The sequence below is a fragment of the Salinigranum salinum genome (assembly GCF_009176545.1).
In the GTDB taxonomy this organism is placed as follows: domain Archaea; phylum Halobacteriota; class Halobacteria; order Halobacteriales; family Haloferacaceae; genus Salinigranum; species Salinigranum salinum.
Genome location: NZ_VTOJ01000001.1, coordinates 930,648 through 948,885 on the forward strand (window position 1 = coordinate 930,648; position 18,238 = coordinate 948,885).

Below are 18,238 nucleotides of genomic sequence, written 5' to 3' on the forward strand. Positions count from 1 at the left end.
GGGTCACTCCCTGACGACGTAGATCTCGCCGTCTTCGACCTCCGTCTCGAACGTCGGCACGCGGTACGTGGCGTCCCGGATGTTCTCGCCGGTCTTGATGTCGAACTTCCAGTTGTGCCACGGGCAGGTGACCACCCGCGGCTCGTCGTCGTACTGCCAGGTGAAATCCGGTGGCTCGGCCACCATCTTCCCCAGGAGGGCCCCCTCACACAGCGGTCCCGACTGGTGGACGCAGTAGTTCAGGACGGCGTGGTACTCCCCGCCCGTGTGGAACACGGCGATCTCGGCCCCGCCGACCTCGACGATGATCCGCTCGTTCTCCCCGATGTCGTCGGTGGAGGCGACTCTGTGCCTGACCATTACACGTCGATCCCGAAGACGTCGCGCGCGGTCTCGCCCATCATGCCGCGGACCTGGTCGTCGGCCAGTTCGCCCTTGATCGGCGTGAACAGCTCCTCGGGCGTGTCGAAGTCCGAGTGCGGGATGTCGGCCGCGTACATCAGGTTCTCCGGGCCCGCCATCTCGGCCAGCTGGGCGACGTGTTTCATCTCGCGGTCGGTGTGGCCGACCGGCTGCGTCGTGAAGTAGAAGCGTTCGTCGATGTACTTGCTCGGGAGCTTGTCGAGCATCGGCATCTCGTCGCCGAGCCCGAGGTGGTACCGGTCGAGCCGCATCCTCCAGTACGGGATCCACCCGATTCCGGCCTCCTGGATGACGAACGTCAGGTCGGGGTACCGCATCGGCACTCCCTCGTAGAGGAGCTTCACGAGGTTCCACATCTGCGAGAACGGGTGGGCGACGACCTTGTCCTGTGCGAACAGCTCGTGCCAGCGGTGTTGCAGCGGGAACCCGTGGCCGATCGCCGGGAACGAACTGTGGTACGTCACGGGGAGGTCCTGTTCCTGGGCGGCCGTGTAGATCGGGTCCCACCACTCGTGACTGACCGGAATGCGGTGGCCGGTCGCGCCGAGCTGGACGGCGACCACGCCGTCCTTCCCCCCCCACTTTCTGATCTCCTCGGCACCCATCGTCGGGTCCTGGCCGGGAACGACGATCGCCATCGACAGCCGGTCGGACTGGGTGACGAACGTCTCGTACACCCACTCGTTGTACCCCTGCGTCAGCGCCGCCGCCGCCTGCGGGTTGTTCACCGTCGGCAGCGCGACCATCAGCGTGGGGTTGATGATGCCGTGGTCGATGTCGAACTCGTCCAGCCGGAGCAGCTTCGTCTCCAGCTTGTCCTCGCCCTGTTGCATCACACCGTCCGCGCCGCCGTAGTTCGACGCCATCGCCGTGTTCGAGAACGGCGGGAGCGCCGTCGTCACGGAGAACAGCTCGCGCCAGGGCTCGCTCGACTGTTCGATGATCCGCTTGATCCCGCCGTATCGGTCCTCGTCGATGTACGGCAGGAAGTCCTCGACCGCCTCGCTCACGTGCTCGTCCGAGCTGACGATCACGTCGAGATCGCTGACGCGCTTCAGCGTCCGTTCGCTTGAGAGGGACATGCGTGTGAGAGCTATTCGCATATGCGTACTTATACTCTCGGGGGTGACGTCCGGCGACTGCAGGCGCGGCGAACCGGCCGCTCCGGTGGTACGCCTGCTCGTTTCGGTGACCGGCTGTCGCCGCCCGGATCGCGGCATCGCGGTTATTTTAGACGCGTCTAATTTATGAGTTTGTTCAGTAGCATTCTTATGTTGTCCTCTCTTATGTGACCGTGAGCATGACCGACGCGGAACCGTCGCCGACGCGACGACCTCTCTCACGACGGCAGGCACTCGCTGCCGGAACCAGTCTGATCACAGCCGGCCTCGCCGGCTGTACTGCCGGTGGGCGGGTCGAACAGGGGAGCAACGCCACCGCGGACGCGACCGACGACGGGGGGGGCCCGGTCGTCGTCGCCTCCTTCTTCAGCTTCTTCGACTTCGCCCGCACGGTCGCGAGCGACACGCCCGTCCGAGTGCGGAACCTCGTTCCCACGGGCCTCCACGGACACGGCTGGGAGCCCAACGCGAGCATCACGAGGGACATCATCGAAGCGGACGCGTTCGTCCACGTCGGCGAGAACTTCCAGCCGTGGGCCGACCGCGCCATCCAGACGCTGAAAGACGACGGCGTCGACACGCAGCTCATCAACGTCCGCGAGGGTGTCGAACTGGTCGACCTCGCCGCGAGCCTCGACCCGGAGGAGGAGGGCGTCGGTGAGGGCCGCGGGCAGGACCCGCACTTCTGGCTCGACCCCCAGCGCGCCAAACAGTCGGTGGACAACATCACCGAGGGGTTCGTCGAGCTCGCGCCCGAACACGCGGACACCTTCCGCGCGAACGCGGAGACGTACAAGACCGACGTGCTGGACCGGATCGACCGCGACTACCGGGCCATCTTCGACAGCGCTCCGCGGAACGTCGTCCAGCTGGCGGCCCACAACGCGTTTCAGTACCTCGGCGTCCGCTACGGCGTCGAGATGCGCCCCCTCGTCGTGAACCTCGCGGCGAGCGGCGACGTCAAACCCTCGGACATCACCGAGGCCAAACGCGTCATCGAGGAGAACGGTATCCGGTACATCGGTGCCGCGGTGTTCGAGACGCGCCGCCCAGCCCAGCAGCTGATCGCCGAGACCGACGTCGAGGCGTACTACCCGGTGACCCCGTACGCCGGCGTCCGGGAGGACTGGGTCGAGATGGGCTGGGGGTACGAGGAGATCGCGTACAACATCAACATGCCGACGTTCGAGGTCGTGCTCGGGAACAAGCCGCCCGAAGAAGCCGGCCCCGACGGCTGGGACGCGCAGTGGAGGAACTTCGAATGAGCGCCGCAGGGAGTCGGGAGAGGGACGTCACGGCCGGCGACGGCGCCGTGGTCGAACTCTCGGGAGTGGACTTCGGCTACACCGCCACCCCGGTCGTCGAGGACGTCTCGCTGCGGATCGATCCGGGCGAGTACGTCGCCGTCGTCGGCCCCAACGGCTCGGGGAAGTCGACGGTGATGAAGCTCATGCTCGGGCTGCTCCGCCCGGACGAGGGCACCGCGCGGCTGTTCGGCGAGCCCGCCCACCGGTTCGACGACGGCGCTCGTCTGGGGTACGTCGCCCAGCACGCCAGCGCGTCGAAGGAGATGCCCATCACCGTCCGCGAGGTGGTTCGGATGGGCCGATTCCCGCACGTCGGCTTCGGCCGACTCTCCCGCACGGACCGACGCATCGTCGACCGCGCGCTCGACACCGTGGGGATGACGGCGTTCGCCGACCGCCGCGTGACGCAGCTGTCCGGCGGCCAGCGCCAGCGCGCGTTCATCGCCCGGGCGCTGGCGAGCGAGGCCGACCTGCTCGTCCTCGACGAACCCACGGTGGGTGTCGACGCCGAGTCCGTCGAGGCGTTCTACGAACTGCTCAAGACGCTCAACTACGAGGGCATCACCATCGTGCTCATCGAACACGACCTCGGCGCCGTCACCGACCACGCCGAGCGGGTAGTCTGTCTCAACCGCGAGATCTACTTCGACGGCCCTACCGCGGAGTTCGTCGAGAGCGACGCGCTCGCACGGGCGTTCGGCACCGCGGCGTCGTTCCTCGGAGGGTCGCGATGACCGGGATGGCTGTCGGGGTCGAGTCCGACGCCGGTACCGGGACGAACGCCCTCGCCGTCGCGCTCCAGTCGGGCGGGAGCCCGCTCGACGCGCTGTTCGCCCCGCTCTACTGGCTGCTCTCTTGGTGGTCGGACGCCATGTTCCGGCTCGCGCGGCTGACCGGTCTCGAACTCCTGCAGTACCAGTTCATGCACCGGGCGATACTGGTGGGGCTGTGTATCGGGGTGATGGCCCCCCTCATCGGGACCTTCCTGGTGCACCGCCAGCTGGCGCTCATCGGCGACGCGCTGGCGCACACCGCCTTCGCCGGCGTCGCGGTCGGGCTCTTCCTCAACGCGGTGATCGATCTGGGCGTCTCCCCGTACCTCACGGCGGTCGTCGTCGCCATGATCGCGGCGCTGTTGATCGAACTCATCTCGGAGGTGACGGACGCGTACAACGACGTCTCGATGGCAATCGTGCTCTCGACGGGCTTCGCGCTCGGGACGACGCTCATCAGCATCAACGCCGGCGGCCTCGCCGTGGGGATCAACCAGTTCCTCTTCGGCAACCTCTCCACCGTCTCGGCGGAGAACGCCGCCATCCTGCTCGTCCTCTTTTCGGTCATCGTCGCCACGGTCGCGGTGACGCGAAACCAGCTGCTGTACGTCACGTTCGACGAGACTGCCGCCGCCGTCTCCGGCATCCCCGTCAAGTGGTACAACCGGATGCTCGTGATGTTGACCGCGATGGTCGTCGTGGGTGCGATGCAGATCATGGGCGTCATCCTCGTCGCCGCGATGCTCGTCGTGCCGGTGGCCGGCGCGGCGCAGGTGTCGCGCAGCTTCTCCGAGTCGATCGTCGTCTCCGTCGTCCTCGCCGAACTCGCCGTGCTCCTCGGCATGGGCGTCTCGTACTACGGCGAGGCCACCGCGGGCGGCGTCATCGTCCTCGTGGCGGTCGCCATCTACGTCGTCGCGGTCGTCGTCGGGAAGCTACAGACGGCGATGGGCGAGGACGCGACCCTGGAGATGGGACGGATCGCCCCCGACGAGACCGAGTCGCCGTCGGACTGAGACCGGGCAGCGTCGACGCGTCGACTCGCCTGCGATCCACCCGATTCCGTCGGTCGTGCGTCTGACGGAGCTTCAAGTAGCGGTGAGCGCTACCTCTCCGCACGCGGCCGAGGTAGACACACGATGGGTATTCTCGCACGACTCAAGTCCGCCCTCTTCCCGGATCCCGCACAGGTCCCCGCGACGATCGGGCTGTACGGGCCACCGAACGCCGGCAAGACGACGCTCGCCAACCGCATCGCTTCGGACTGGGCCGACGTCACCGTCGGCGACGCGAGCGAGGTCCCTCACGAGACCCAGCACGCCCAGCGCGCCGACGGGATCGAGATCGAACACGACGAGGGGACGGTCACGGTCGACGTCGTCGACACGCCCGGCGTCGCGACCGAGGTCGACCACGCCGCCTTCCGCGACCACGGGTTGAGCGAGGCCGACGCCCGGGAGCGGGCGCGCGGGGCGACGCAGGGGATCGGCGACTCGATACGCGTCCTCCGCGAGGAGGTCGGTGGCGTCATCTACGTGCTCGACGCGACGCGCGACCCCCACGAGCAGGTCAACGGGATGCTGCTGGGCATCGCCGAGAACCAGGGGCTCCCGCTCGTCCTCGTCGCCAACAAGATCGACCACGCCGACGCCGACACGGAGCAGGTCGCCGACGCGTTCCCCCACTACGACGTGGTTCCCGTCTCGGGGCTCACGGGCGACAACGCCGACGCGCTCTACGCGGCCATCGCCGATCGGTTCGGGTAGCGACCTCCGTTCTCGGGTGGGGTGGTCTCGCCGCTCCCTCCGACCGGGCCCTCGTTCTCGCGCTCGTCCCATCGAGGGCCCGCGGCGAAGCGGTTACGGGACGTCGGGGCGAACGTTTACACCGTGCCCTCCACTCGTTCGCGGATCGACTCGAGGACCGACGACGTGACGCCGCCGACAGACGACGTGACGCTTCCGGACGGCCGCACCCTCGCGTACGCGGTCGCCGGCGACCCCGATGGGACGCCGGTGCTCGTCCACCACGGAACGCCCGGTTCGCGACTGTTCGCGGCGCTCCTCGCGGACGCCGCCTCGGCAGTCGGGGTCCGACTCGTCGTCCCGGACAGGCCGGGGTACGGCCGTTCGTCGCCACCCCCGATGGGGTGGACGTGGGCGGACTGGCGGACCGACTGCGAGCGACTCCTCGCGGCCGAGTCGGTCGACCACGCGGCGAGCCTCGGCTTCTCGGGCGGCGGCCCGTTCGCCCTCGCGGCGGCGACGAGCGACCGGACGACGCGGCTGGGACTCGTCAGTGCCGTCGTCCCACCGATCGACGGGTGGCTCGCCACCCTCGCGCGGCTCCCGCTCGCGCTCCGTCTCCTCTTCGGCGTCTCGGACGCCGTCGCGCGGGTCGGCGGCCCGGCACTCGTGGTCGGCCAGTACACCGACCGGGACGTCGCGGACCCGGTCGCTGACGCGGTCGCGGCCGACTTCCACGAGGCGCTCCGTCAGGGGGCGCGAGCCCCGGCCCGCGAGAACCGTCTGTTCGCGGCGGATGCGACCGAACCGACCGTTCCGTCCGTGCCGATCCACGCGTGGCACGGCACGCGGGACGCGAACACTCCCGTCGACCCCGTTCGCCAGTTCGTCCGACACGCCGGCGGGCGGGTGGCGACCCGGGACACGGACCACCTCGGCACCCTCCTCGACTGCCGGCGGGACGCGCTGGCGTGGCTCGTCCACGACTGAGCCGGCGCGCGCGACGGGCGTCCCGCGGTGTCGGGGGGACACCGTCGACGGAGATGACCCGTTCGGGGCCGATTACCACGGTCGACGACCGCACGCGGGACGAACCGGCGATCGGCGTCGGAGTTATATATGATACGTGGTGTCTAGTCACACATGGCCCGAATGCACACGTCCGCGGACGTCGAACTGGGCGAGCACGGCGCTCCGCTATGCGACTGTGGGGCCGAGATGGAGCCGTTCATCGCGGGCACCCGGCGGACGGGTGGGCTGTTCAGCCCGCGCGTCGAGTACCGACTGTTCACCTGTCCGCGCTGTGGCGACGGCTGTCGACTCGAACGCGACCGCGGCGAGACCGAGTGGCACCGACTGACGCACGTGTCGACACCCGACTGACGCGCGTGTCGACGCCCCCCGGCTGATCCGACTACGCCTCGACCCACACGGAGTCGACTGACGCACCGTTTCCGTCCCTTCTCCCGCCCCTCCCGTCACGCAACTCGCTCTCGATCGTGAGCCAGCACCGCGTCACCGCCACACGAACAGCGCCGCGACGAGGAGGCTGGCCGCGAGGCTGCCGAACGCGAGGGTGTAGCCGGCGTAGGTGGCGACGATGCCGACGTACGCGGGGCCGACCGCGCTCGCGGTGAGGAACAGCGCACGTGCGGCTCCGAGGTCGGCCCCCATCCCGTCGGCGGGCGCGTCGTCCATCACGATGGCGTCGGCGAGCGGGAACTGCGTCTTGTACCCCAGCGCGAGGACGAGCGTGCTCGCCCAGACGACGAGCGACGAGTCGGCGACGACGATCACGGCGAGGGCGACCGCCGCGACGGCGAGCCCCGCCGCGGAGACGTCCTGTCGACGGAAGCGATCCGAGAGGCCGCCCGCCACCGGCTTCGTGGCGAACCCGACGACGAAGACGACCGCGAACGCGACCGACGCGAGGCTCTCGGAGAACCCCTTCGCCTGGGCGAGGTACGTCGGGAAGAAGTTGATGAAGCCGCCGACCATGAAGTAAAAGAGCGCGAAGGCGACGAGCGTCCGGCGCTGGTCACCGGAGGCGACGAGGCGGCGAACCGTGGTCGACACGTCGAGGCTGGCCGGCTCGACACGGTACGGTTCGTCCGACAGGCCGACGAAGACGACCGCCACGACGGCGAGCGCGACGGCGACGGGGACGAACGGGGCGTGCCACGTCGCCGACGCGAGGACGACGACGGCGGCGGCCGAGGCGAGCAGGCCGCCGACGTCGGTCCCGGCGGTGAAGACGCCCAGCGCGCGGCCGCGCCGCTCGACGTACAGGTCGGACACCAGCGCGCGCGAGGGGATGGCGAACAGCCCCTTGCCGAGGCCGATCACCACCGACGCGAGCACGAAGGGGAGGTACGACTCGACACCGCTCAGGAGGGCGAAGCCGACGATCATCACGACCAGTCCGGGGACGATGAGTGTCGCCCGCGACCACCGGTCCGAGAGGCGACCACTGGGATACTGTGTGAGCGCGTACACGCCGCCGAGCGCGGCGAACGCGATGCCGGCCGTCGCCTCCGTGATCCCGAGGTCGGCGATGATCGCCGGGAGCAGCGGCGAGAGGACGAACCGTCCGCCCTGGACGACCGCCCACCCTATCGAGAGCGTCACGAGCATCCGCCCGGCCCGGCCGCTCGTCAACCGCTCGCCGTCCGCCGACGTCCGTCCGTGACTGTCCACGCCTCCGCTTGGGCCGAGGGGGTTTTGACTCCGTCTGATCTCCGCCGATACCGTGTCGACGCCGACACTGCTACCGTGCCGACGCAGATACAGTATCGACGCCGACACCGTGTCGACGCTGACACCCTCGCGGTGATCTTCTCGCCGCACGAGAATGTCAACTAGTAATTATGTTGCTGCGGGTGTACCGTTCGAACATGTACCGACTACTCGTTCCAGTCGACCGCGACATCGGGCGCGCCGTCCACCAGTCGCGGTACGTAAACCGACTCGCGGAGACCGTCGAGGACGTCGAGGCGACCGTCCTCTTCGTGGTGACGCCGGAGACGTTCGGCCGCGCGGAGGACGTCGAGTTCGAGGAGGTCGACGCCGCGGTGGAGGCGGCCGACACCATCGAGGCGGCGGGGGTCGACGTCCGCCGGGTCGTCGACGACGGCGGGGCCGCCGAGCAGATCGTCCGCACCGCGGACGACCACGACGTCGACGAGATCGTCGTGGCCGGTCGCGACCGATCCGGCGTGGCGCGGGTGTTGCTGGGGAGCACCGTCAACGACGTCGTGGTCTCGACGGAGCGCCCGGTGACGGTCACGGGCGAGCGCGTCGTCCTCGGCGAGGGTGTGCGACACCTGCTCGTCCCGGTCGACCGCGACGTCGACCGCGCGCTCCGCCAGACGGCGTACGTCTCGAGCCTCCACGAGGCCGGCGGCGACGTCGAGGCGACCGTGCTGTACGTGTTCCCGCACCAGGACTACGCGGGCGCTCCGTCGCACGTGTTCGCGGAGGTCCAGTCCGCGGTGGAGGCGGCCGACGACCTCGAAGCGAGCGGGATCCCCGTCGAACGGGTCGCGGTCGGTGGCGAGGTCGTGAGCACGATCCTCGACGCCGCCGAGGAACGCGACGTCGACGGCATCGTCATGGGTGGGCGGAAGCGTTCGGGCGTCCAGAAGGTGCTCCTCGGGAGCACCTCGCTGGACGCCGTGCTCTCGGCCCAGCGAGCGATCACGATCGCGGGCTGATAGCACACACTGTCGTCGCCGTCGTCCCGACGATCTGATATCCGACCGCCGGCCGGTCGCGTGGTCGAACGAAACGTTTTCACGGCGACCGAACCGACACACGGCGCACGAATGGATGCCGAACTCGGTGGGTACGTCGACGTCCGGGCGAGTCTGCGTGTCGTCGGCTCCGTTCTCACGCGCATCGCCCTCGCCCCGTTGCTGCCCGCCGTCGTCGCGCTGTACTACGGCGAGAGCCCGCTCCCGTTCCTCGCGATGGCCGTCGTCGCGTTCGGGCTCGGCGTCGGCCTCGAACGACTCCACCCGCAGACGGAGATCGGTCACCGCGAGACGTTCCTCGTCGTCAGCCTCACGTGGCTCGTCGTCCCGATCGTCGGGACGATCCCGTACCTGGTCGCCGGCCAGGGGACCGTCGCCGACCCGGTGAACGCGCTGTTCGAGTCGATGTCCGGCTTCACCACGACGGGCGCGACCGTGCTCGGGGAGATCTCCTTCGAGCGACACACCCGGTCGATCCTCCTCTGGCGGCAGTTCACCCAGTGGTTCGGGGGGATGGGACTGCTCGTGCTCATGATCGCGGTGCTCCCCGAACTCTCCGTCGGCGGTGCCCAGCTGATGAACGAGGAGTCGCCCGGACTCTCGATCGAGAAGCTGACGCCGCGCATCCGGGAGTCGGCGGCGGTGCTCTGGAAGATCTACCTCGGGTTCACCGTCGCCGCCGCGGCGGTCTACTACGGGCTCCACCTAGCTGGTGTGGCACCGAACATGGGCGTCTACAACGCGGTCGCTCACGCGCTGACGACGCTCCCCACGGGTGGGTTCTCGCCCGAGGCCCGCAGCGCCGAGGCGTTCTCGCCGGCGGTCCAGTGGGCCATCATGCTGTTCATGATCGTCGCCGGGACGAACTTCGCGCTCTACTGGTACGCGCTCCGGGGCGATCCGGGCCGGTTCCTCCGGAACAAGGAGTTCCGGGCGTACCTCGGCGCGATGGGCGTCGTGGGTGTCCTGCTCGGCGGACTACTGTTCGCCGGTGTCGGCCTCGGGACGGTGCCGTCGAACGTCGGGACGATCCCGGGCAACGCCGAGCGGGCCCTCCGTCACGGGCTGTTCCAGTCGATCGCCATCGTCACCACCACCGGGTACGCGAGCATGGACTTCAACACGTGGGACCAGTCGACGCAGGTCGTGCTCATGCTCGCGATGTTCCTCGGCGGGTCGGCCGGCTCCGCCGCCGGGTCGGTCAAGATCGTCCGGTGGTACGTCATCCAGCGGACGATGTCCCGGGAGCTGTTCACGACGATCCACCCCGAGGCCGTCAGACCGGTGCGGCTCTCCGACGCACCGCTCGACGAGGAGACGGTCAGGGGCGTGCTCGTCTTCGTCATGGTCTTTCTGGCGCTGTTCGCCGTCTCCACGGTTCTGCTCTTCCTCGACGGGCTCCGGACGGGACTGGAGCTGTCGGCGATCGAGGCGATGAGCGTCGCCATCGCCACGCTCGGCAACGTCGGACCCGGATTCGGTCTCGCCGGACCGATGAACAGTTTCCTCCCCTTCTCCGACGCGGCGAAGCTCTACATGGTAGTGCTCATGTGGATCGGTCGACTGGAGGTGCTGTCAGTCCTCCTGATCTTCACGCCGGCGTTCTGGCGGCAGTGACCGGCCGACGGGCTCGTCGACCCGACGGCCGCCACCTGCTCTCATCTGGCGACACAAATCGAGAAATTACTTTCGGAATTCTTTTCTCGCCCCGAGCACGCCGCCCGCCCGTGTCTCCAAACACGCCGCTCGGCGAGCGACGCCGGCGACGAACCGTACTCCTCGGTTCCGGACGCCGACCGAACGTCCGTCACGCCGAAGACCGACCCGTTACGGGACGGTCCCTGCAGAACGAGCGACCGTGTCGAAGGAGTGACCGCGTCGGCCGAACGCGGGACGGCGTCGATCGACGGTCGCCCGCTGGGTGTTCCGACGGCGTTCGACGCTCGCCCCGAGATCGGCCGTCGAAGCCGCGTCGTCGTGGACGGCGAGTTAGAACTACTTACTCATCGAACCGTCGAGTCCGTGTCCTCTCACGGAGCGCGTGCAGTGCCGCGAGACTCCCGCCGGTCGCGGACGGGTTCGATCCACGTCCGAGCAGTGCGAGACGGTCACAAGAGTTTATATAAGGGTGTTGCGAAGCGAAGACAGGATGCGCTATCACCAGCTAGCGGTGGCGGGGGAACGTCGCCTCACCGCGACCGACGGTTCGCGGGCGTACGATCTGACGAGTGTCGACACCGACCTGCGGTCGTTCGGCGATCTGGCGCGTGCGGCGTCGCTGACGGGAGCCGCTATCGACGAGATCGCGGCCAGGCTCGTGGAGACCGCCGAGACGATCGACCCCGAACACGTCGAACGCACGGCGACGGTCCCGGTCGACGCCTCCGAGGTGTGGGCCGCCGGCGTCACCTACAAGATCAGCGAGGAGGCGCGCGAGGCCGAGAGTTCGATGCCCGACATGTATCTGGACGTGTACGACGCCGAGCGACCGGAGATCTTCTTCAAGGCGACGCCGTCGCGGACGGTGGGACCGAACGAGTCGATCGGGGTCCGCGGCGACTCCGAGTGGGACGTCCCCGAGCCCGAACTCGGGATCGTCCTGCGGCGGGGTGAGATCGTCGGCTACACGATCGGCAACGACGTGAGCAGCCGGTCGATCGAGGGGCAGAACCCGCTGTACCTCCCGCAGGCGAAGGTGTACGACCGCTGCTGTAGCCTCGGACCGTGCGTGGTTCCGGCCGATGACGTCGACCCACACGACCTCGAGATGTCGATGCGGATCCACCGTGACGACGAGATCGTCTACGAGGGCAAGACGAACACAGGGACGATGGTCCGCAGCTGCGAGGAACTCGTCTCGTACTTCACCCGTCACAACGCGGTTCCCGAACTCGCGGTGCTCCTCACCGGCACCTCGCTCGTCCCGGAGGAGTCGTTCGACCTCACCGTGGGGGACGTCGTGGAGATCGAGATCGAGGGGATCGGCACGCTCACCAACCCCGTCGTCGAGGTGTGACCCCACGGCTCCGGTGTCCCCGTCTCGATTCGTCGATTCGACGCCAGTGATGGCCGTACTGGCCCGTGACTCACGCCGACGTCACGACCCCCGCCGGTGTCCGACGACTACCGCCGATCGCTCGCGCGTCTCTCCCAGCCCGTCTTGAAGAGGTTGATCGTGTCGACGTTGTCACCCGTGTACGCGTGTTCGCGGACGACGTCGTCGTCGAGTTCGATCCCGAACCCCGGTCCGTCGGGGACGACGATCTCGCCGTCTTCGATCCGGATCGGCTCTGTCAGCAGGTCGTCGACCCAGTCGACGTCGTAGGTCTGGAACACTTCCTGGATGAAGAAGTTCGGGGTGGCGGTGTCGACGTGTGCGTTGATCGCCGTCGCGACGGGCCCCTGGGGACTGTGGGGGGCGACGCTCACGTGGTCGGCCTCGGCGATGGCGGCGATCTTCTTCACCTCCGTGGGCCCACCGGTGTTCATGATGTCCGGCTGGACGACGTCGACGTCCGTGCGCGTGACGAGCTCGAAGAAGTCGTGTTTGGTCATGTGGCGCTCGCCGGTCGCGATGGGGATCGGCGATCGACGCGCGACCTCGGCCAGGCTGTTGATCGAGTCCGGCGGGCACGGTTCCTCGAACCACGTGGGTCCGAACGCCGCGAGCTCGTCCGCGACGGTGAGCGCCTGACCGGCGGTGAAGCGGCCGTGACCCTCGATGAGCAGGTCGACGTCGGGACCGACGGCCTCGCGGACTGCCCGGACGACGTCGACCGCGTGGTTCAGCTCCCGTCTCGACATGCGCTGCCACGCGGCCCCGAAGGGGTCGAACTTCATCGCGTCGTAGCCGTCGTCGACGACCCGCTCGGCCGCCGCGGCGAAGCCCGCGGGCTCGCCGTCGGCGTCGGTGTACCACCCGTTCGCGTACGCGGGGATCCGGTCGCCGTGGACGCTCCCGCCGAGCAGCTCGTAGGCGGGTCTGTCGAGGAGCTTCCCCTTGATGTCCCAGCACGCCGTGTCGACCGCCGAACAGACCGTGGTGTTGATCACGTTCTTGGAGTAGACCTCGTCGCGGTACATCTCGAGCCAGATCGCCTCCGTGTCGAACGGGTCCTTCCCGACGAAGTACGACGACATCTCGTCGATCGCCGCGGCGACCGTGCGGGGTTTGCTGAGCGTCGTCGCCTCGGCGAGACCGCTGACGCCCGCGTCGGTCTCCAGCCGGACGAACACCCAGGGCTTCCAGGGGTTCGCGACGAGATACGTTTCCACGTCGACGATACGCACGTCTGACATACGACTCCCACGACCGAACGCGGTATTAAACCTGCGTACGTGACGACCACGACGCCCCGGTGTCTCTCGAGATCGGGATCGACGAGCGACACCCGTGGCTGGAAGTCTCCACGCTCTCACGGTCGACCGGTCGACGTCTGCGGACCGCATGTTCACTATCGATGAACACACTCTTCCACCCGCGTTCAGCACTCTCGGGATTCGAGTGAGAGTGCTCGGCTCGAATCGGAGAATTCCGACGTTCTCGGCCGTTTCCGGCCGTCGATCCGATTCGAGCGGGACGACGTCACGAATCGGGATTACACACGTACTGCTGTAATCTCTCTGTGTGGCGGTCACGTTTCGACACCACGCTGGCGTGTGACGATTCGACGGTTCGATCGCCGAACTGTCACGGCTTCAGTCTGTTCGGTATCGTTGCACGCGGTGTCACCGTTCGTCGACACCGCCGTCGCCCGCCGTCCGTCGCGCGTTCCCGCCGCTGCAGTGTGTCCTTCGTCTCGAGAGCGGCCGCACCGATCCACGGCGTCCGATCCGGACACGAACCCGACGGGACGTTCGGATCTTGGTGTCGACGGCTTCGACGGATCGTCCCACGACACGTGGTGTCATCTCTCTCGGACGTGCGACGATGCCGAACGAAAGTGGCGATTCGTGCGGTCGACTGGGCAGTGCGTCGTGGTGCACGGTCGCGGCCGGTGATCGTCCGGTTCGTCTCCCACGCGTGTCGACAGCTTGACCCGAACAGTTATCGCCCGTCTCCGTGCATTGGATCCATGGCCACGTTGCAGGAGTCGTTCGAACTGGCACCCGGGGTGCACCGACTCGAAACGGTCGAGGACGGCAAGATGCACGGCTACCACGTCGTCGAGGGACGATCCGGTCTCGCCGTCGTCGATCCGGGGTTCGCCACCGCACCGACGGACGTCTACGGCCCGTTTCTCGAGGAACAGGGCCGGGCGTGGGACGACGTGTCGATGGCGCTCGTCACCCACGTCGACCCCGACCACCACGGCGGCCTCCACGACCTGCGATCGCACGCGGGGACCGTCGTCAGCGCGGCCCACGCGGCGGACGCGCCGCTGATGGAGTCGGGCGAGCGGATGATCGACGAACGGCACTCGATGTTCGCCGCCGACCACGGCATCCGCTACGACGAGGAGGTGTACGACTGGCTCCGGGGGATGCTCGGTCCCGACGAACCGATCGACCTCCGCTTCACCGGCGGCGAGGAGCTCCGCCTCGCGGACCGCACGATGCGGACGCTCCACACGCCCGGGCACACCGCGGGCCACCTGATGCTATACGACCCGACCCACGACGTCGTGCTCGGCGGCGACGGCTTCTTCGGCCGGGGACTGTTCGACGTCGACGGCGAGTACCTCCAGCCGCCGCCGTACTACCTGTACCCGGCGTACGAACAGTCGATCCGATACGTCGAGGCGCTCGATCCCGACGTGCTGTCGTTCACCCACTACGACGTGTTGCGCGGCGACGAGATCGACGACTTCGTCGAGGAGTCGCTCGCGTTCGTCCGCGAGATCGAGACGCTCGCGCTCGACGTGCTCGACGACCACGGGACGATCACGCTCCGCGAGGCGATCGACGCGGTGGTCGACCGCCGCGGGAGCTTCGGGCTCGACGACGACCTCGCGTTCCCGCTGTCAGCGCATTACACCGACCACGCTCGCCGGGGCGACCTGGAGACGACGGCCGTCGACGGCGTCGTAGCGTGGCGACGCACCGACTGAGGATCAGAACGCGAAGTCCGTCCGGTAGCGGTCGAGCGTGTCGCGGTCGAGCGTCACGCCCAGGCCGGGCTCCTCGGGGACCTGCACCGTCCCGTCCTCGACGGGGAAGTCCTCCACGGTGACGTCCCAGCGGAGCGGCGAGTCCTCCACGCAGTACTCCAGCAGGGGCGCGTTGCGGTTCGCCGCGATGAGGTGGAGGTTCGCCGCGATGATGAGGTTCGTGCTGTAGCCGTGCGGGTAGAGGGGGATCCCGCGCTCGGCGGCCAGTGTGGCGATCTTCTCCATGTGGGTGATCCCGCCCGAGCGGGCGACGTCGGGCTGGACGCCGTCGACCTCGCCGCGGTCGACGAAGTCGCGGAAGCCGTACACCGTGTACTCCTCCTCGCCGCCGACCACCCGCGTCTCGCACGCGCGGCTGAACCGGCGGTAGCCGTCGACGTTGTCGGCGAAGACGGGCTCCTCGATCCAGAAGATGTCGTGGGCCTCGTCGACGGCGTTCGTCGTGCGGATGCCACCCTTCACGTCGTCCTGCCAGATCATCCCTGCGTCGACCATGATGTCGAACTCGGGACCGAGTTCCTCGCGCGCCGCGCCCACGAGGGCGACGTCGTCCGCTCGACGCCGCCCGAACCCACCCCAGCCGAACTTGATCGCGGTGAAGCCGTCGTCGAGGGCGTCGCGTGCCTCCCGGCGCATGTGTTCGGTGTTCGTGGGGTCGGCGGGGAAGAGCGTCGACGCGTACGCCCGCACCTCGTCGCGGTGTTTGCCACCGAGGAGCTGGTACACCGGCCGGCCCGTCGCCTTGCCCATGACGTCCCACAGCGCCATGTCGATCCCGCTCATGGCGTTGATCGCCGCCCCCTTCCGGCCGTAGAAGTACGACGCCTCGTACATATCGTTCCAGATGGCCTCGACGTCGAACGGGTCGCGCCCGAGTACCACGTGTTTCAGCCCCTTGCTCTTGTCGTGGGAGACCGGCGCGTTCACCACGGCGTTCATCACGGCGGGCGAGGAGTCGGCCTCGCCGACGCCCGTGATCCCCTCGTCGGTCTCGATCTCGATGACGCAGGCGTCCTGGGAGCCGTCGGCCTTCTCGCCCTCGACCTCGTCGAGCGAGAGCGTGTGGACGTGGATCGCGGTGACTTCCATGGCCGGTGCACACCCCCGGCCCACATTACCCTTCGGGTGCCGGTCGGGGGCGCTTGCCAGCCACCCCCGCGCCGCGCCCGCCGAACAGTTAAGCCGCCTGCCCGACAGGAGCGTGTATGACGATGCAGCGCAGGACGGTCCTCGCGTCGGTCGGGCTGGCGGTGGCGGGCACCGCCGGCTGTCTCGGCGGATCCGCGTTCGCCTCCGGCCCCACCGCGTCCGACGTCGACCGGACGGTGGGCGACGTCGCGACCGCCGCAGGGCTCCGCGTCGCCGTCACGGACGTCCGGACCGCGGCCCGGGTCGGCCGCGTCTACGACTGTCCTTGTGGGGAACCGGTCGAGAAAGCGACCGTCGCCGGTGACGGCGAGACGGTCGTCCTCACCCGGCTCGCGGTCGAGAACGCGGCCGACGCCCCTCGTGAATTCCCGGCCCGCGCCGTCGACGGCCCGGGCGACGTCACCCTGTTCGCACGCGGGGACGCACTCCCCATCGCCCGGCTCGGCACCTCGTACGCCCACCCGCCGCTGTCGTTCCGTCACGACGGCGACGACCTGCCCAGCTACCGACAGGCGATGAAGGACGCGGGCGCGTTCCCGGACGCGGCACCGGCAGGCACCCGCGCGGCCGGGTGGCTCTGCAACGTCGCCCCCGACTTCGATCCCGCGGCGACCGTCGTCGAGGTGGTCGTCGGGGAGGCCACGATCCGGTGGCGACTCGGCTGACCCGCCAGTCGGGGGGACACAACGCTTTTGCCGAGTCCTCGCGTGGGTCGGTCCATCATGGTACGCTCCTCACGGATTCGGGAAGTCGCCGGTCTGATCCAGTACGCGCCCGTCAATGCGGCTGCGGACGCGGAACGCCTCGACGCGCCCTGCGGCGTCGAGACCGACACCGGAGGCGTCGACGATGGCGAGTACTGAACCGTCCCCACGAATCGCCGTCGTCGGCAGTTACAACGTCGGGCTGACGATGGTCGTGCCACGCTTTCCGACGCCCGGCGAGACCGTCCTCGGCGACTCCTTCGCCGAGGGTCCCGGCGGCAAGGGATCGAACCAGGCGATCGGTGTCGCCCGCCTCGGCGGCGAGGCGACGTTCGTCGGCCAGGTCGGCGACGACAGCTACGCCGACGACGCGTTCGCCCTGTGGGACCGGGAGGGCGTCGACGCGACGCACGTGACGCGCAACCCCGAGACGCACACCGGGGTCGGCTTCGTCATCGTGAGCGAGGACGGCGAGAACGAGATCACCGTCGCCCCCGGCGCGAACGACGCGCTCGACGCCGCGGCCATCGACGCGGCCTCGTCGGAGTTCGCCGGCGTCGACGCCCTGCTCTGTCAGCTCGAGGTCGGCGACGAACCGATCGAGGCCGCCGTGCGGACCGCCTCGGCGGCTGGAGCAGACGTCGTGTTGAACCCCGCGCCCGCCCGCGAACTCCCGGCGGCAGTGCTCGAACGCGTCGACTACCTCACCCCGAACCAGAACGAGGCCCGGCTCATGCTCGGACTGGACCCCGACGCCGACCGCGACGACGAGAGCGTCGCCGCCGACCTCCGCGCGCTCGGCGTCGACACCGTCGTGATGACCCGCGGGGCCGCGGGCGCGCTCGTCGTCACCGACGGCGGGATCGAGGCCGTCGACTCGTTCGACGTCGACGTCGTGGACACGACCGGCGCGGGCGACTCGTTCAACGCCGCCCTCGCGGTCGCGCTCTCCGAGGGGCTGCCCATCGGCCGGGCCACGCGCTTCGCGTGCGCCGCGGGCGCGCTCGCGACGACCGCGGCCGAGGTCATCCCGGGCCTCCCCGACCGCGAGACGGTCGCGGCGCTCGTCGGCGAGTAGAGAGTCACGCTGTCCCCTCGCCGCGGTCGGGCGGTCGTGTGACCGTCCGAGCGGCGTCCCCCGCGTGACGACACCG

Annotated in this window: 18 protein-coding genes; 13 read left to right on the forward strand and 5 right to left on the reverse strand. The window is 68.9% G+C overall.

Features of this window, described 5'->3' with window-relative positions; all coding sequences use genetic code 11:
- Positions 1–3 precede the first annotated feature (3 nt).
- Positions 4–360 (reverse strand): Rieske (2Fe-2S) protein, encoded by a 357-nt coding sequence (locus FZP69_RS04420; protein ID WP_152040138.1) that lies wholly within the window; start codon positions 358–360, stop codon positions 4–6.
- The gene (locus FZP69_RS04425; protein ID WP_192918462.1) at positions 360–1,505 is read right to left on the reverse strand and encodes an amidohydrolase family protein; all 1,146 of its coding nucleotides are present in this window, start codon (positions 1,503–1,505) and stop codon (positions 360–362) included. Before FZP69_RS04425 ends, FZP69_RS04420 begins: the two co-directional genes overlap by 1 nt.
- 218 nt (positions 1,506–1,723) lie before the next feature.
- Here FZP69_RS04425 and FZP69_RS04430 point away from each other — a divergent pair, with 218 nt between their 5' ends.
- From FZP69_RS04430 to FZP69_RS04455, 6 genes are all read left to right on the forward strand, one after another.
- Complete coding sequence (locus FZP69_RS04430) at positions 1,724–2,809, forward strand: metal ABC transporter substrate-binding protein (protein WP_152040140.1); 1,086 nt, start codon at positions 1,724–1,726, stop codon at positions 2,807–2,809.
- Positions 2,806–3,585, forward strand: coding sequence for a metal ABC transporter ATP-binding protein (locus FZP69_RS04435; protein ID WP_152040141.1), 780 nt, complete (start codon positions 2,806–2,808; stop codon positions 3,583–3,585). The genes FZP69_RS04430 and FZP69_RS04435 overlap by 4 nt, the downstream gene beginning before the upstream one ends.
- Positions 3,586–3,590: 5 nt before the next feature.
- Entirely contained in the window at positions 3,591–4,640 is a 1,050-nt protein-coding gene (locus FZP69_RS04440) for a metal ABC transporter permease (RefSeq protein WP_152041515.1), read from the forward strand.
- A 123-nt stretch (positions 4,641–4,763) separates the two neighbouring features.
- Positions 4,764–5,390: an Era-like GTP-binding protein gene (locus FZP69_RS04445; protein WP_152040142.1), complete on the forward strand. Its 627-nt coding sequence runs from the start codon at positions 4,764–4,766 to the stop codon at positions 5,388–5,390.
- Positions 5,391–5,555: 165 nt separating this feature from the next.
- Positions 5,556–6,359 carry an alpha/beta fold hydrolase gene (locus FZP69_RS04450; protein ID WP_152040143.1) on the forward strand — a complete coding sequence of 268 codons (804 nt, stop codon included), beginning with the start codon at positions 5,556–5,558 and terminating at the stop codon, positions 6,357–6,359.
- A gap of 153 nt (positions 6,360–6,512) precedes the next feature.
- Entirely contained in the window at positions 6,513–6,752 is a 240-nt protein-coding gene (locus FZP69_RS04455; RefSeq protein WP_152040144.1) for a hypothetical protein, read from the forward strand.
- A gap of 132 nt (positions 6,753–6,884) precedes the next feature.
- On the opposite strand, the gene FZP69_RS04460 is transcribed toward FZP69_RS04455, so the two are convergent.
- The gene (locus tag FZP69_RS04460) at positions 6,885–8,003 is read right to left on the reverse strand and encodes an MFS transporter (RefSeq protein ID WP_152041516.1); all 1,119 of its coding nucleotides are present in this window, start codon (positions 8,001–8,003) and stop codon (positions 6,885–6,887) included.
- Between the two features lie 260 nt (positions 8,004–8,263).
- Between FZP69_RS04460 and FZP69_RS04465 the strand changes: the two genes are divergently transcribed.
- The 3 genes from FZP69_RS04465 to FZP69_RS04475 all read left to right on the forward strand — a co-directional run bounded on the left by FZP69_RS04465 (position 8,264) and on the right by FZP69_RS04475 (position 12,137).
- A complete protein-coding gene (locus FZP69_RS04465; RefSeq protein WP_152040145.1) occupies positions 8,264–9,082 on the forward strand; it encodes a universal stress protein in 819 nt (272 codons plus the stop codon).
- A 111-nt stretch (positions 9,083–9,193) separates the two neighbouring features.
- Positions 9,194–10,738 carry a TrkH family potassium uptake protein gene (locus tag FZP69_RS04470; RefSeq protein ID WP_152040146.1) on the forward strand — a complete coding sequence of 515 codons (1,545 nt, stop codon included), beginning with the start codon at positions 9,194–9,196 and terminating at the stop codon, positions 10,736–10,738.
- 532 nt (positions 10,739–11,270) lie between these two features.
- Complete coding sequence (locus tag FZP69_RS04475) at positions 11,271–12,137, forward strand: fumarylacetoacetate hydrolase family protein (RefSeq protein WP_152040147.1); 867 nt, start codon at positions 11,271–11,273, stop codon at positions 12,135–12,137.
- A 107-nt stretch (positions 12,138–12,244) separates the two neighbouring features.
- Here the strand turns inward: FZP69_RS04475 and FZP69_RS04480 are convergent, their stop codons facing one another.
- The gene (locus tag FZP69_RS04480) at positions 12,245–13,420 is read right to left on the reverse strand and encodes a mandelate racemase/muconate lactonizing enzyme family protein (protein WP_152040148.1); all 1,176 of its coding nucleotides are present in this window, start codon (positions 13,418–13,420) and stop codon (positions 12,245–12,247) included.
- Positions 13,421–14,196: 776 nt separating this feature from the next.
- Between FZP69_RS04480 and FZP69_RS04485 the strand changes: the two genes are divergently transcribed.
- On the forward strand, positions 14,197–15,171 hold the full coding sequence (locus tag FZP69_RS04485) for an MBL fold metallo-hydrolase (RefSeq protein ID WP_152040149.1): 975 nt from the start codon (positions 14,197–14,199) through the stop codon (positions 15,169–15,171).
- Positions 15,172–15,174: 3 nt separating this feature from the next.
- On the opposite strand, the gene FZP69_RS04490 is transcribed toward FZP69_RS04485, so the two are convergent.
- Positions 15,175–16,320, reverse strand: a complete 1,146-nt coding sequence (locus tag FZP69_RS04490; RefSeq protein WP_152040150.1) for a mandelate racemase/muconate lactonizing enzyme family protein — start codon at positions 16,318–16,320, stop codon at positions 15,175–15,177.
- A 116-nt stretch (positions 16,321–16,436) separates the two neighbouring features.
- Here FZP69_RS04490 and FZP69_RS04495 point away from each other — a divergent pair, with 116 nt between their 5' ends.
- Genes FZP69_RS04495 through FZP69_RS04500 form a run of 3 tightly spaced genes read left to right on the forward strand, consistent with a single transcriptional unit; the run spans position 16,437 to position 18,162 of the window.
- Positions 16,437–17,045, forward strand: coding sequence for a hypothetical protein (locus FZP69_RS04495; RefSeq protein ID WP_152040151.1), 609 nt, complete (start codon positions 16,437–16,439; stop codon positions 17,043–17,045).
- Between the two features lie 57 nt (positions 17,046–17,102).
- Positions 17,103–17,243, forward strand: coding sequence for a hypothetical protein (locus FZP69_RS22365; protein WP_192918463.1), 141 nt, complete (start codon positions 17,103–17,105; stop codon positions 17,241–17,243).
- A complete protein-coding gene (locus FZP69_RS04500) occupies positions 17,230–18,162 on the forward strand; it encodes a ribokinase (protein WP_152040152.1) in 933 nt (310 codons plus the stop codon). The genes FZP69_RS22365 and FZP69_RS04500 overlap by 14 nt, the downstream gene beginning before the upstream one ends.
- Positions 18,163–18,238: the final 76 nt, after the last annotated feature.